This is a genomic window from Dongia sp., from assembly GCF_041906375.1.
GTDB lineage: Bacteria > Pseudomonadota > Alphaproteobacteria > Dongiales > Dongiaceae > Dongia.
Map to the genome: position 1 here is coordinate 48,731 of NZ_JAYRJJ010000005.1, position 14,312 is coordinate 63,042.

The window sequence follows — 14,312 nt, forward strand, 5'->3', positions numbered from 1 at the left end:
TATCTGATCCGATCTCTCTTAAAGCCGCGGCAGCGTGACGCCGCGCTGGCCCATATACTTGCCGGCGCGGTCCTTGTACGAGGTCTCGCAGGCCGAAGCGCCCTTGAGAAACAGGAATTGGCAGGCGCCTTCATTGGCGTAGATCTTGGCGGGAAGCGGGGTGGTGTTGGAGAATTCCAACGTCACATGGCCTTCCCATTCCGGCTCGAGCGGGGTCACGTTGACGATGATGCCGCAGCGGGCATAGGTCGACTTGCCAAGGCAGATGACCAGCACGTCACGCGGGACACGGAAATATTCGACCGTGCGCGCCAGCGCGAAGGAATTGGGCGGAATGATGCAGACATCGGCCTCACGGTCGACGAAGCTCTTCGGGTTGAATTCCTTCGGGTCCACCACGGCGGAATCGACATTGGTAAAGATCTTGAATTCTGGCGACACGCGCGCGTCGTAGCCATAAGAAGAGACGCCATAGGAGATGACGCCATCGCGCTTCTGACTTTCGACGAATGGCTCGATCATGCCGTGCTTTTGCGACATCTCGCGGATCCAGGTATCGGGCATGATCGACATAGGCGGTAGGGTCCCTTTGCGTGTCGAAGGTTGGGGTTGGGTGAACGGTTTGCCAGGTGGATTCGCTCAACTGCCAGCGCTCCACCCAATCGCGCCGTTTGTATCGGAAGGCCTGCCAAGCCTCAAGTTCTAGCGTGTTCTGGATCTAGCGTGTTTTTTGATCGGTTTCAGGCGGTTCCCGGCCGATTTCCGCCCGGTCGCGGGCCTGGACCTTCCGGCGTTTCAGATTCGCCCGCAAAGCAGCCGCCAGCCGCTCCGCCTTGTCATTTGCGGCCGGCTTGGCATTCCCTGCCGCCGGTCGTTCGTCCTCCCCGTTGGCCATGCTTTTCCCGCCTCGGCTCGTTTACTGCAAGTAACTGAATTGACACCATTTAATTACGGCCAAAATAGGGCCCGGCCAAGGCTGTTTAGAGCATTCCCGGCGTGAATTCTTCCCTGTCGTCACGGCGCTTGCTATCGGAAACACCTTCTGGCATGTTCCGCGCCGCTTCACCGGGCCTCACCCAAGCCCGCTTGATAAGAAGCTCTAAACGGCGCCGTCGTAGCTCAGGGGTAGAGCACGTCCTTGGTAAGGACGGGGTCGGAGGTTCGATTCCTCTCGACGGCACCACTTCCCATTGATTTAATTGATTTTTTGGTTTAGCAGAATAGATAGCGACTGCTAATAATCTGCTATGATCCGCTCAAACTTGGGGAATTGTGTGGGGAAAATGTTCTACCTTTACCCCACAGTCCGGGTCAGAAACGGATCGTCCAAACGGTAACCAAAAACTCCACCGGCCGCTCGGGTTGGAGCGGGGAGAACATCCCTCCCGGCAGCTCGATCTGACAGCCGGCGAGCAAAAGCGCCAATGCGAGCGCCCGAATCACGGCCCCGGGGCTTCCTTGCCCTGGATGCTGCGGATCGTTTCGAGATTGTCGCGACAGGTCGTGAGGTCGCTCTGGTACCGCAGCATGGTGACGCCCTGGATGCCGATGATGGCATTGGCCTTGGCGTCGGCCGTAGGCAGCGTCGGGTCGTATTTCACCGCCTCGACCTGCGCCATGGCCGCAGCCAGATCCGGCCCTTGCGGGCAGTCCAGAAGCGCGCCATCGAGCGGGGCAAAGACGACCTTAGTCTCGACAGGTGGCGGCGGTGGCGGAAGCGCCGGCTTCCCGGAGCCTGCGCAGGCACTCAAAATTGCGCAGAGCGATGTCAGCAGGATCAGCTTTCGGATCATGGGATCTCTCCGTGGTGTTGCGCTCGGCCTCGGCATAGGCTGCGGCCCTGGCCTTGGCGCGCGCGGCGGCTTTCTCGGCATCGGCCCTGGTGTCGCGCCAAGCGGTGGTGAGGAGGTCGATCTGGCGCTTCTGGCCTTCGACCACGCGGTAGGCGTCACGCGCGCCGGCGGCTTGGGCTTCGGCGCTGGCCTGCCAGATGTCGCGTTCGGTCTGCGCCGCCTGCTCACCTTTTTGGGCCGCTACGACGTCGCGCTCGAGGTCGGCGACGTCGCCCCGCAGGATCCAGATATAGACCGCCGCGGCGAGCCCTACCCCGCCAAGCAGCAACGGCTTCCAGTTCCGCTTGGCAACGCCGAGAATGCCGGCAACAGCGAGGTCATCGATGCCGATCATGCCGCCTACTCCTCCGGCTTGGCCGCAACGACAAGCTGTTGCGACAGGGGATCGAGCTCGAATGCCGCGCTTTCGCCGGGATCGATGATGCGGAAAGGGACGCCGGGTACCGCCGAACCGCCGAGCGTCTCGGTGCGAACGACGCAACGGCAACCGACGTCGCTGGGGATATAGATTTCAACGCGCTTGAGCTGGCTCATGTTAACGCTTTCTCCAGTCGTGCCAGTGCCCGGCGCCTTCGACGATGAGGCCGAGGCAGATCAGCCGCTCGACTTCGCGGCGCTCGGTGAGGCCGCGCAGCACCTTGCCGCCGGCCTTGTTCCAGAAGGGGAGTTGATTGCAGGCGCCGATTTGATCGCCGCTATTCAGCTTGACGCGCATCGTCGACGGTCGGCCGGATTTCAGGACGCAGAAGCCGTCTTTGATACCTGTGCGGCCTGGGCCAACGTTGTAGATGAAGTCGATAAAAGCGGCGCGCCGATATGGTGGCATCTCGACCCCAGGGGCGCAGCGGTTCAGCGTCGCATCGGCGACCGCCGCATCCCGCCGCGTCATGCGATTGCAGTCAGCATCGTCGGCAAAATCCCCTTTCTTGACCCCCGTCGTGGCGCCGTCACAGATCGTCCAGACTTGACCCGGCGCGTCCCAATAGGCGTCGTATTCGCGGCCCTCGAACGGCTGCAGCAGGAAGGTGGCAATGCCGAGCGCGCCGGCTCCCGCGATGGCCAGAGGAACCTTGCCGATGCGGTTTGGCGCTTGGCGCTCGACCGTCATTGGCCGTTCGGACCGGATGTGATGTACTGCACCAGCAACCCGGCGGCGCCCATAATAGCCGAGCCAACCGCGCCCAGGGCGACCATGACGCCCTTCTGTCTGCTATGCCGCTGGTCCACATCGTCAAGGCGGTCGCCGTGCGTCTTAAGCGCGGCGGCATGCTCCTCTTGCGTTTTGGCGATGTGCTTAAGTGCGCCGAACGCCTCGTAGCCCGCTTTGCGGAAGTCTTCGTCCTTGCGCGCCTTGTCGTCATGGTTTTGCCGCAGGGCCGCCAAGCCGGCTTTCAACTCGCCGATGGCGACCGACGTTTCGTTGAGCTCGCCGCCTGTCACTGCCAGCCCTCCCAATTCTCGATCTGCTCTGGGGTCGTGATCTGGCCCAACATGATGAGCCCTTGGAGCTGGGCCTCGTGCGCGAAGCTGCCCAGCACGTGCTGCCGGGCTTGTATCGCCATCGCGCGGATTTGCGTGTTTGTGATGGGCTCGAAACCGTGGGGGAACTTCCAGAAGTCACCGTCCAGGCGAACCCCTTCGTTTACCGCAGCGAGCTCGGCCTGATACTTCGATTGTGAACGGTCATCGGTCGGCAGCGCCCAACTGTTCCAGGTCGTCCCGCCCTGCTCTACCCGCCAACGCTTCTCCGCCGCAACTTCCAGCAAGATGCTCTTGTCTAGACACCACGCCGTGCCGTCCCACCGCATGCGACCGTCGGTCGGTCCATGGTCGAGGGCCGTAGTGTTCTCGCCGAACGGGTGCGGGTCCGGCCCGTCGTATGAGCCGATCAGATAACCCTGCGCGTCGATGAAGAACCTTTGCATCGTGCTACCTCACATACGCGCGGATGACGGCACGCCAGTTCCCCGGGGTGACGTTGTTGTAGCCGCCGCCGCCTTTGGTGTTGACCTGAAACGCATATGCTCCGGCGATCGGTAAGCCAATGTTGGCGGCATCCGCATACGCGCCGGAGTTGGTGCCCAGGCCGGCGCCATAGACAAGCACCTCGTCCCCGATAGACCAGCCGAACTCTGCAGTCTTACACCGCAGCCACACCGTAACGTTCTCCGGCTTCTTGCCGAGGCCGTGGGCGACAACAGCGACCGATCCGACAGTGACCGTCTGCTCAGCGCTCTCAAAGCTGTAGGCGCCGGAGAGCGTCTTCCACCCCGCGCCATCGCAATAAAGAAGCACGTGATCGCCGGGGCGTAGCAAACGCGTTGCGAGGCCGTCGAGGGTTTCGCTCGCGTTCGGATCGATTGTGACGTCGCCGCTCGCCGCCGCGTTCTCGACCCAGTACCAAAGGCCCGCGTTCCCCGACACCGCTGGCAACTGCAGGATCGTGCTCGACGTCGTGAAGCGGATGACCTTGCCTTTGTCGGTCGTGTTGTTGGCTGGGTAGGTCGCGGTCTTTGTGAGGACGTCGAGCGATGCCGCTCCGACGCTGATAAGGTTCTGCGGCTTGACCTTAACCAAGCCGCCCGTGCCCCCGTTGGCGCTGGCGTCCCAGGCGAGGACGAAGTCGTTGGCGGTGTCGACCCCGGTGAGCTCGGTTTGTCCGGAGATGGCCGTCTTGTCGAGCTCGGTGTGGGTGACGCTGGCCTTGGTCGCCAGCGTGCCCAGGCCCAGATTGGTGCGTGCGTTGGTGGCGGTAGAGGCGCCTGTACCGCCGTTGGCGATGCTGACCGGCAAAGACAACGCGCCAGCCACGACCAGCGCCGAGTTTACGAGTTTGCCGCCGACCCAGCGGAGGAAGGTTCCCTCCTCCGGCTCCGGTACGGCCAAGTCGGTTGACGCCGTCGATACGGGTTGCAGCAGCGCCCGCGAGATCTGCTCGCGCAACTGCTGGATCATGATCACGGCGCGGTCAAGCGCCTGCTGGATAACCGATGCGTTGAAATTGCCGCCCGAGGGTAGCTCGACCCCTTGCTCGTAATCGATCGCCCCAAGGATAACGAGAGATGATCCCCCCGCCAGACTGGCGTAAGTGACTTCGCCGCCGGGGTCGTTCTTCTGGTCGGCGTTGCGCGAAATGGTGTAGTCGACCCCTAGGACGAGGGTCGCGTCGACCCCATCGCTGTTGGTGACGACGACCTGCACATCGGTGTCCTCGAACACCGTAAAGTCGAACGGAAACACGGTTCCGCCGGTATAGGGCCCAGCACGACGAACGGCTGAATTAACGGGCATGGCGATGCTCTCCGGTTTGTCGCCATCCTACCCGCCGTGCGTGGCGTCATGCGCCACTAGCGCGGGGCGCCCAGGAGCACCGCGGCGGGGTTCACGGTGTCGCCCTCGATCAACGCCATAACACCGTCGAGCGACCGGTTGATCTGCCCGGAAGGCAGATGGGTCAGAATGCCGACCACGTCAATCGCCTTGCGGGCCAACGGCCGGTCGAGCTCGCCTTGGCTGACCTGCTTGCCAAGATCGGTGAGACTTGCAAAAAACCGATTTCCGGCGGGACCGCTGTAGCCGACCGCGCCGCCAAAGGCACCACCGATCTCGCGCAAGCCCACCAATGTCCCGAGCAGGTAGGAGAGCTGCGCTGCGGCAAGTCGCTTGGCAATCTCCTCCTCGTCGGGCGGCTCCCCGCCTATACTGACGTTCAGGGCGATGCGCATGAGCTCGCCGGCGATGGCCGGGACAGCGAACAGCAGGGCGTAATCGACCGCCAAGCCGGCGATGGCCTGTGGGCTGGGCTTTGCCGCCGTCGCCTTTGTGCGTTCAACCGCCAAGTTCCAGGTGGTGTTGAAGAACGAATAGAAGTTGGTAAACAGCTTCATCATGGGACCGCCGCGCTGGATCGCAGCGAGGTCCTTTTGCTGGCCGCCGCCTTGCGCGTCGAGCACTGCCTGGTCTGCCAAGGCGACGGCGCGCTCCTCCGTCTCGTTGCCGGCAAGGGCCTTCTCGTACGCCCCCAACCAAGTCGGCACATCGGCCAAAGCCTGGAATTTTTGGATCATGTAGAACAGCGAGGTCTGGAACAGCGCGCCGCCATCGGATTGGCCCTGCACCCGGTTTTCGAGTTCGTTAAGTTCGCGCTGCATCGTCTTGCCGCGCAGCCGCATGAATTCCGATTTGGCGTGGATCTGCTCGATAGAGGCGACCGGGTTTTTGATCCAAGCCGTCATCCCCTTGGCCACCCATGGCGTGCCGACACGCACCATCGATTGCGTCAGGCCGAGCGGCTGCATCAATGACGTCATGAGGTTCCACCCCAAACCGGCGATAGTCGCGCCGGTCCGTAGATGGTTGATGATCCGTTCGAATTCGTTCTGCGCCCCGACGTCCCCGCGAGCGATATCCTCGACGGCCGAGGTGAGTGTGCGGATGCTCTCCGGCCCCCAGCCCGAGCGCATGTCCCGGTCAATGCTCTCGTCGCGCAGGATGCGATTGGCGTCGATCAGCCATTCATGCCAAGCCAGATCGTGTATGACCTCGTTGAGCCCCTGATAGATGCCGCTGAAATTCAGGATCAAGGGGCGACCGCTTACGGCCTCGGCCCGGCTTTTGGTAAAGCTGCGCCGGGTCGTGGAGCTGGTAAAGGCCGCCTGCATCTGCGCCCGCGCGGCCTCGGCGTTGGCAAACTGCTCGGCTTTCTTGCTGGCCTTGGCGTCGTATTTGATCGGATAGTAGCCGCCGCGCATTGTGCCGTGCGGCGTTGCAAACGGCGCCGGCTCGATCCATTCCGGTTCGACGCCGGTAACTCGGCGCTCTTTCTCGGCAATCTGCGGGCGGTAGCTATCGAAATAGTCCCAGATCGCCTGGACCACTTTCCACTCGTCAGCGGTCAGATGGCTGAGCAACGCGTCGATCTGCTCAATGCGCAGCGGCCCGCTGTTCTTGATGCCGCCGTCGAGTAGGCGCTGCAGGTTGCCTTCGTTCCCCCGATTGAGCGCTACGGTGATGAGCTGTTCCCGCGTCAGGCTTTGCCCAACCTCGGCGTACAGGATCCGACGTCCCCCGAGCCCGCCCTTCTTCAGCAACGGCTTCATGATCCGCGACAGATCGATGGTGGCGCGCTCGCGCATCGAGGCTTCGAGCGCGCCGCGCTCGTTCATCGGTCGGATGAAATAGTTCCACAGGACGCCGCCATCCTTGAAACCGTCCATTTCATAGATCAGGCTGGCGGCCTTGCGGTGCAGTGCCAAGAAGCCGTTCCACAGATCGGCCGCCTTGGCGCGCCAGCCGTCCTCGCTATAGGTGCGGCGATCGGTCGTACGGTTCGCCTGCAGCGACGTCGTGATATCCGCCTTGATGGCGTCCCACTCGCGCCCATCCTTGTTGGTGAGGAGCCGCTGCTTGAGCCGGCCCAGATGCTCGATATTCTTGACCGCATCGATAAGGTCGCGAAACTCGGCGACCGTGAGTTGCTTGTAGGATAGCTTGCGGGCATCCGTCAGCAGGGCCTGCGACACGACGGGCTGCTGACCGCCGGCGAGCTGGGCCTCATACCATTGCAGCAACGATTGGCGGCGTTGCATCTGGCGCTGGGTGGTCGACTTGCGCAGGTCGTACCGCTCCAACAGGTTAAAAATCTGCTCGACATATTCCGGGTCGATATTCTGCCGTACCTTGTCCTTTGCGAATTTGGACAGGTAGCGGAGCCCCTTCTGCACCTCGGCCTGCGCGCGGATTGCTTCAGTCGCCGTGCGGTGGCTGATCAATTGCTGCCGCTTGGCTGCTGCTGCCTTTTCGAGATCGCCCGCGCTCATGGCCTCGAACGTCTGCTTGGCGTTGCGGGCCTCCGCCGCGGCGTATTGGGCGGGCGAGACGTCTTTGACGAGGGTCCGCCCGATCAGTTCGGCCGCGAGTTTCCGCGCCGCGAGTACCAGCGTATTGGCACTGATCTTGCGACCGTTCCTGTCCGTGCCGGTTTGCGTGGTGGTATCGTTCGCCTTCTGCAGGGCTGCAAGCTCAGCCGCGATAAAGCGTGCCCGGGCCTCGTTGTGCACGGCGGCCTCGGCGGCGCGCTCAAGAGCATCGGGGCTCGATATGTCGCCGTAGCGCTCAAGCATGCGCTGGTCGGTCATGCCCTCGACCAGATCGCCGAGCGGCTCGGCTTTGGTGATCGCCTGCAGGAACTCGTCGACCGAGCGAAAACCGAACAGGTCGGCGATGACCTGCGGGTGCAGGCCGCCCTTTTTGGTCGCCAAACCATATTTGCCGGTAGAGAGCGAGGGCGCACCGGGGCCGTACATCTCCTCAAGGGCGGCGAGCGATATCTTGTTCCCTTGGAGTTGGCTGGATTGTCCCGCCCGGCGGGCCGCCTTGTTGGTGGGCTCGAACCCGGGCGGCAACTCGCCATGCGACATAAAGCGCATCGCTGCGTACACCGGCTGGCGCAGGACTTCGTCACGCACCTCGGCCTCGACCTCGGCGCGCTTTAGCTTTGCGTCCTTGGTCACCTCTCGCAGGGCCCTGGCCTTGGCCTCGGAAAGCCACTTCATATCGGCCAGGCTGCGCTTCTGCAGATCCTGCCGGGCCTCCTCCGTCGCTCGCTGCGCGAGCTCGTGATAGGCCGCAAACTCTTCCGGTGTCATGCCGGCTTGCTCGGCCGTGGAGAAGATCGGCGCCATGTTGCGCACCGCCTCCGCTTGGGCGATCTGCATGTCGCTGGCTATCATCCGATCGACGACCGCCTTCACCTCCGGCGAGAAAGTGCCCTTGAGGGATTTGTAGACGGCGATCATCCAGGCGCGGAACTTGGCGAACAGCCCTTGCATATCGACGCTGGGCGCCTCGCCCTTGAACAGGTAACGCTCGAACCCTTCGGCAAATTTCTCGTGGTAGGGACGCTTCTCTTTCAACGACAACGCCCGCCACGTCGCGATGTCCTTGACGCCAAACCATTTGAGCAACGTCTGCATATCGCGCGTGATCTCGGGGTGCGCTTCCGGCTGGCTCGCCAGTTCCTCGTAGACGTCGAGGAAGAAATGCCCCGTCTCGTGCAGGAAAGTTGATAAATTTGCATTTTGCAGCAAAGAGATACGGCGGGCCGAGGGGGTATAGAACCCGCGCGGGGCCGCCTCGCCTTGCCGCAATGTCTCATCCTTGACGACGTCGGCGTCGGTTACTACATTAGGGGCTGGCCTTGGTTGGGCTCCCTCCCCATCGCGCTTCGGCGCACTTTGATGGGCCTGGTCAAACCAGCCAAGGCTTTTCTCCCGATGATAGTAGGTCACCCGGTTTTCGCGGATTGCCGCGAGAACGGAGTTCGGCCGTGCCTTGGGGTGCGTCGTCACAATGAGGTTGACCCGTCGACCTCCGCTCACCGCGTTGGGCTTGATTACGGTCAGCACATCATTGCCCTTGGCATCGCGGAACAGCACGACGGTGCGACCGTCCTCCTGTCGGTAGGCCAGTACAGGGTCGCCAAGCTGATCGGGCAGGCGCCGTAGCGTCTCCTCATCGATCAGGCCCTTATGCTTGCCGAGTAGCGTCTTGTGGGCTTCGCGCTGCTGGTAGACCAGCGGCAGGTCGGGCAAGCCCGCCGCGCGCAAGGTGGCCATGGTGCGCCCCATGTCGAGGCTTTCCCCGCGGATCGGTTGCCCCGCTTTGAGCGCATCGAGCTTCTGGGTGAATTCGATAAACGGTCGAGGACGAAAGGCCTGATCCATCCCCTGTGCCCCGGGCTCGACCGCACTGGCAATCTGCAGAGGAAATTTCTGATAGAGCTCCTCGGGCGTTACGCCGAGCTTGTCGGCCTGCACGGCATAGAAGTTCTTTACGAGCTCAGCGTAGCTCGTGTTGACCGTCTCGGTGAAACGCTTCACTTGATTGAGCTGGCCGAGAATCTCCTGGTGCACCCGGTCGGCCGATTGCATGAAAGTATCGTTGTTCTGCTGCAGCTCAAAAATGACCTGGGCCTGCTTTTCAAGCTCCGCCATGGCGTCGCCGGCACTGATCTCCTTGGCCTGGACCACGCTGAGAGCGTCGGGATTGGCACGCATGTTGTCGAGGATATCCTGCTCTATGCTGGTACCCGACACCGCTGCCACGAGGGCGCCGACAGGGAGGCGCACGTCGCCACCGGCCGCGATGGCTTCCGGCAACTGTTCGAGCGCCGACGCCAGTTGGGGTGCGATTGACGAGGCTTGTTCGCCGGCCTTGTCGATAATCTGCGCCAAGGCTCGCGCCTCGATATAGACCTCTGGCGCCCCCGCCTTGTCCGCCATTTTCTGGACGGCTTGCGCGAACCCTTGGGGGTCGCGCTCACGCAATTTCGAGTTGCTGGCATCGGCGAAAATCTCCTTGAGTTTCTCCGACTTCCGCTCGGCGCGCCAAGCCTCGAGGCGCTGCAGGCCGACGTTGAGCGCGGCCGAGCCGCCGGTCGTCATCAAGGTGTTGGTCACCGTCGCGACCAGCGTATCCATCGCGGCTTTCGGACGCGCCGCCATGTAGTCGCCCAGGGTCTGGGTCGGGTGGAGCATCAGCCACTCATTGGCGTCTTGCCAGGCGGTTGCGATCTGTTCCCCGGGGATCTCTGCCAGGAGCTGGGTACCGAGCAGGTTGAGCAGCGGCGATCCCGCCTTGAGACCGCGCATCAGATTGTCGAAGGGCAATTTCTCCGTCAGCATTTCGACACCGGCCTGTTGACCGGCGAACACCGAGGACTGCCCAATCGACAGGCCACTCTCGCGCGCCTGGATATAGGCGTTGCCGTAGGCCTGCGCCCCGATCATCGGAATGCCAAGCTCGGGTGCGCCAAGGGCGGATATGGCGATCCCCGCTGCCGAGCCGGGTACGCTTTCGACGCCCTGATTGACCGTCTGCTCCAATTCGCTGCCGAAAGACTGCCGGCCGCGCAGGGCGGCCTCGTTGCGGTTGATGCTATCGATCCACCAGCGGTAGCTATCGACGGCGTCCTGAATACCCAACGCCTCGGCGCCGTTCAGGAACATGCCGACAATGCCTTTGCTGGCCACGCCGGTACCGATCAGCAGGCTATCGCCCACATTCTTTGCCTGCCGCACCGCCGAGAAATCGAAGGCCCTCTCCTTACCCGGCGCCAGCGTGCCGAATTGATCCATCTTGCTTTCGATGGCAACGATGCTCGGAATGTCGTCCTGCGCCAGTGACAGAAACGAGCGGTCGCCGGAAAGCTCTTTCGTGACGGGCGCGCGGTCGAGCGCGCGCAGCATGTCGTCAGTCTTGGTGCGATCAAGGAAGTCCTCGCCGAGATAGGGCACCGCGCCCCGCGGGAGGCCGACCGCGTCGACCGCGCGCATGACGTCCGCGACGATGTTGGGGTTCTGCTCTTTGGCCCAGGCCACACTGGCGCGAAGCTGTGCCTGCGCCCGCCGGTCGGCCGTGCCGTCCAGCTCGTCGGCAATTCCGCTGTAGGGGTTGTCGTCAACCGGTGGCGACAGGGTATCGGCGCTATCGATTTCCTCGGCAATGCCGGCGTAGTCGTTCTGGTCGTCGCCGTTCATTGCGCCGCCTTCTTGGCTTGAACCTTGATATAGGCCTCACGTACCTCGAGCTCGGTGGGCTTCCGGCTACGCGACTTCATAAACTCGGCCTCGATTTTGCTGCGGTCGTCCGCCGGCACCTCGACCGAAAGCGGCGTAACCGTGCTATCGGGCCACCATTCCTTTTCGACGACCGTCTCTTTGGTCGCGCGTTTGATAATTCCCTGTACGGCGGCATAGTCCGGATCGCGCCCACCATTGGCGTTGCGGTAAAGGTCGACCTCGTTGGTGACGAGGGTATCAAAGGCCCCCCGCTCGGCCGCCTTCTTTGCGCCGCCCAGGTCGAGCATATCGTGCGCGGTGCTGAGCTGGCTCTCCAAGGTGGCCGTCGGCGCCGCGTCGGGCTTTTGCTCCGGCTTGAAAAACTCGGGCCGCTGCGCCGCCAAGTCGGTAACTTCCTTGATCATGTCCTTGACTTCGGAATAGCTGGGCTCGCGTTTGTTCGCCGTTTTGAAGGCCTCGACGCGGTCGAGGATACCGGACGTGAACATGCCGCGCTGCGACACCATCCCCTCCCCCGTGAGCCCGAGCGCGTCGGCCGCCATGTTTGCCTGCTGGGTTGGCGTCGCTGTATCGGCCATCGGCTTGACGGTCGGGTTCTTGAGCGCATCGATTATCCCGATGACCTGTTTGTACTCGGTGTTGCCGAGCACCGGGCGCAATTTGCTGGGGTCCTGTTTCGCCTTCTCGGCGTCTGGCAGCATCATGAAATTGGTATAGGCCGACCAATCGGTGGTGCTGTCATTGCCGTTGCGCAGCCTCTCCGCATAGTCGAACGCACGTTGCTGGTCGTAGGCATCGAGCGCAGATAGCGTCTTGGTAGGCACCTTCGTCATATCGCCGCCCGCCTCGGCAATCGCGTTCCAGACGGTATCGCGGTTGGCCTTCTCCGCGCGCGCGATCTCCGCATCCCGTTCGTTGAACCGAGAACGGACATGCGCGACGATCAACTCCTCGTCGTCCCCTTGATAATTTGCTCGGATGCGCCGTAAGACCTCCGTCTCGCTGGCGCCCGATGCGATGGCCGCGTCCGCGTAATCCTGGGCGTCGAGGACCTTAACGCTCTTGTCGACGATCTTTCCAACCTGATCCTGCACGGTGCCGGGGATCTGGTTTTTATGCTCGGCGTAATAGGCCCGGGCGCCGCGAGGATCGCTCTCGACCATATTGTTGATCACGGCCACGTGCAGCTTGCCTTGCTCCTCAAGGATGCGTTGATCCAGATAGGTCGCATCCCAACCCATGACCTGCGCCGTGGCGCGCAGATTTTTCTCGATGTTCTTCACGCCCGTTGCCACAGCATCGGGCGACGGATTGGCCGCCGCTTCGTTCTGCGCTGCGGCAAGGCTGGCGGCCAAGCTCTGTTCCAGAGAGGCATCGCGCTCGCGGCGCTCGTAGCCGGCCGCCCACTCGATACCCGAAAGCCGGCGCTGAAGGGCGCGCTGGTCGTAGATGCGTTTGACCTGGGACGGAAGGTCCTTGGCAATCTCCGTCGTGCGCTTGTCGAACCAGGCGGCCGTGTCCTTGCTGAGGCCGAATGCGGCCGTGCCGCGTCGTTGCGTCGCCTCGTTCTGGTAGGCGAGCCAATCCTCGGACAGCTTGGCCTCGGCCTGAAACACCATGTCGGTGTTCTGCTGTTCCTGGATATGCACGGCGGCATTGAGCAAGCCCTGCCCCGCGTCCGATATCTGCCGGCCGGTCTGTTGGAGCGCGCGCCCGTCGTTGACGCCATAGGCGTCGGGGTTGAGGTCGACCGCAACACGCGCATTCGGCAGCGGCGCGGTGTCGACTGAAGGGTTGCCGATCCGGGGGACGACGGCCATTAGGTGACTTCCCTATATCGCAGCCATCGATCGGACACCTCCCCGGCACCCGAGAGCAGCGTGCCGCCGATGGCGTAAGGTGACGAGGAGCCGATGTTTGCCGCCGCCGTGCGTGACATGGCCGCGTTGCCGGCGTAGTTGGCGCCCTGGACCTTGAACCCCCACTCCTCGCGCCGGGCGTTGTTGCGGGTGCGCTGACTGTCGATCTGCTCGAACATGTCGGTATCTTGCAGCACCGAGAGCGCGCTGCCCTCGTCCAGCGCCACGCCGTTCGCGGCAAGCCCCGCGACCTGCTTGCCCCGTGTCGCAGCGTATTTCCGGCGGAGCTCTATATCCGCCTCGCCACCGCGTGTGACCGCGTCGGCCGCCTGAGCATCGGTGTATTTCTTGTTCTGCTCGGCCATTTTGGCCTCAGCCTTGGCCATGGCCTTCTGCGCCTGCGCCTGCCGCCATTGCCCGTAGGCGCTCACCCCTGCGCCGATAGCTGCGGCGGCGAGAGAGGCTACCGTCATTGCGGTGGCGGCCGTGGTAGCCGTCGCGGTCGCCGTGGTGGCTGCAGCGGCGCCCGCCGCCGCGGCCGGCGCCATGAAAAGGCACATCAGGTGGCCTCCATCTCGAAGCGGTGGAATGGCACGCCAAAGGGCCCCGCCGGCTGAGCAGGGTGGAGCGTGAAGCCGAGCCGGCGCAGCCACTGCACGTGGCGCGTATTCCGGCTATCGACCCAGTTCTCGAGGTGCGGATACTGGTCCAGCATCCGCCTAAGATAGCCCCCGACAAGCTTGTTAAGCGCCACCGGCCAGCGGTCCAGCCGATCGGTCGCCAGCATCCACGGGCGGCCCGTGCCGGTCAGCAGGGTTATAGGGCCGACGCCGAACATGCAGACGACCCCACTTTCGTCTTCCCCTACCCAGGTTTCCGTCGAGCGGAGTACCGACAAGGAGATTGCCCCGAGGGCATCGTCATACCCCTGTACCGCAATGAGCTCGGCCCTATCGGCGGCGCGGAGGTTGGCGGCCAAGAAAGCGATATCCCCAACAGCAATGGGGCGGACCTGATAC

At 63.1% G+C, this 14,312-nt stretch carries 12 protein-coding genes and 1 tRNA gene; 1 reads left to right on the forward strand and 12 read right to left on the reverse strand.

Annotated elements, in window-relative coordinates:
* Positions 1-18: 18 nt before the first annotated feature.
* Positions 19-573, reverse strand: coding sequence for a dCTP deaminase (gene dcd, locus ACE3OA_RS15800; protein WP_374312403.1), 555 nt, complete (start codon positions 571-573; stop codon positions 19-21).
* Positions 574-1,108: 535 nt separating this feature from the next.
* Between dcd and ACE3OA_RS15805 the strand changes: the two genes are divergently transcribed.
* A tRNA-Thr gene (locus ACE3OA_RS15805) sits at positions 1,109-1,183 on the forward strand.
* Positions 1,184-1,439: 256 nt separating this feature from the next.
* Here the strand turns inward: ACE3OA_RS15805 and ACE3OA_RS15810 are convergent.
* From ACE3OA_RS15810 to ACE3OA_RS15860, 11 genes are all read right to left on the reverse strand, one after another.
* The gene (locus ACE3OA_RS15810; protein WP_374312405.1) at positions 1,440-1,619 is read right to left on the reverse strand and encodes a hypothetical protein; all 180 of its coding nucleotides are present in this window, start codon (positions 1,617-1,619) and stop codon (positions 1,440-1,442) included.
* Between the two features lie 67 nt (positions 1,620-1,686).
* Positions 1,687-2,187, reverse strand: a complete 501-nt coding sequence (locus ACE3OA_RS15815) for a hypothetical protein (protein WP_374312407.1) — start codon at positions 2,185-2,187, stop codon at positions 1,687-1,689.
* A 5-nt stretch (positions 2,188-2,192) separates the two neighbouring features.
* Positions 2,193-2,387, reverse strand: coding sequence for a hypothetical protein (locus tag ACE3OA_RS15820; protein WP_374312409.1), 195 nt, complete (start codon positions 2,385-2,387; stop codon positions 2,193-2,195).
* Position 2,388: 1 nt separating this feature from the next.
* Entirely contained in the window at positions 2,389-2,961 is a 573-nt protein-coding gene (locus tag ACE3OA_RS15825; protein WP_374312411.1) for a lysozyme, read from the reverse strand.
* Positions 2,958-3,293, reverse strand: coding sequence for a hypothetical protein (locus ACE3OA_RS15830; RefSeq protein ID WP_374312413.1), 336 nt, complete (start codon positions 3,291-3,293; stop codon positions 2,958-2,960). Before ACE3OA_RS15830 ends, ACE3OA_RS15825 begins: the two co-directional genes overlap by 4 nt.
* The gene (locus ACE3OA_RS15835) at positions 3,290-3,778 is read right to left on the reverse strand and encodes a DUF4376 domain-containing protein (RefSeq protein ID WP_374312416.1); all 489 of its coding nucleotides are present in this window, start codon (positions 3,776-3,778) and stop codon (positions 3,290-3,292) included. The genes ACE3OA_RS15830 and ACE3OA_RS15835 overlap by 4 nt, the downstream gene beginning before the upstream one ends.
* Positions 3,779-3,782: 4 nt before the next feature.
* Positions 3,783-5,144: a hypothetical protein gene (locus tag ACE3OA_RS15840; protein WP_374312418.1), complete on the reverse strand. Its 1,362-nt coding sequence runs from the start codon at positions 5,142-5,144 to the stop codon at positions 3,783-3,785.
* Positions 5,145-5,200: 56 nt separating this feature from the next.
* Positions 5,201-11,392, reverse strand: a complete 6,192-nt coding sequence (locus ACE3OA_RS15845) for a hypothetical protein (RefSeq protein WP_374312420.1) — start codon at positions 11,390-11,392, stop codon at positions 5,201-5,203.
* Entirely contained in the window at positions 11,389-13,254 is a 1,866-nt protein-coding gene (locus ACE3OA_RS15850) for a hypothetical protein (RefSeq protein ID WP_374312422.1), read from the reverse strand. The genes ACE3OA_RS15845 and ACE3OA_RS15850 overlap by 4 nt, the downstream gene beginning before the upstream one ends.
* Positions 13,254-13,853 carry a hypothetical protein gene (locus tag ACE3OA_RS15855; RefSeq protein ID WP_374312424.1) on the reverse strand — a complete coding sequence of 200 codons (600 nt, stop codon included), beginning with the start codon at positions 13,851-13,853 and terminating at the stop codon, positions 13,254-13,256. The genes ACE3OA_RS15850 and ACE3OA_RS15855 overlap by 1 nt, the downstream gene beginning before the upstream one ends.
* Positions 13,853-14,272, reverse strand: coding sequence for a phage protein Gp13 family protein (locus ACE3OA_RS15860; RefSeq protein WP_374312426.1), 420 nt, complete (start codon positions 14,270-14,272; stop codon positions 13,853-13,855). The genes ACE3OA_RS15855 and ACE3OA_RS15860 overlap by 1 nt, the downstream gene beginning before the upstream one ends.
* Between the last annotated feature and the right edge of the window lie 40 nt (positions 14,273-14,312).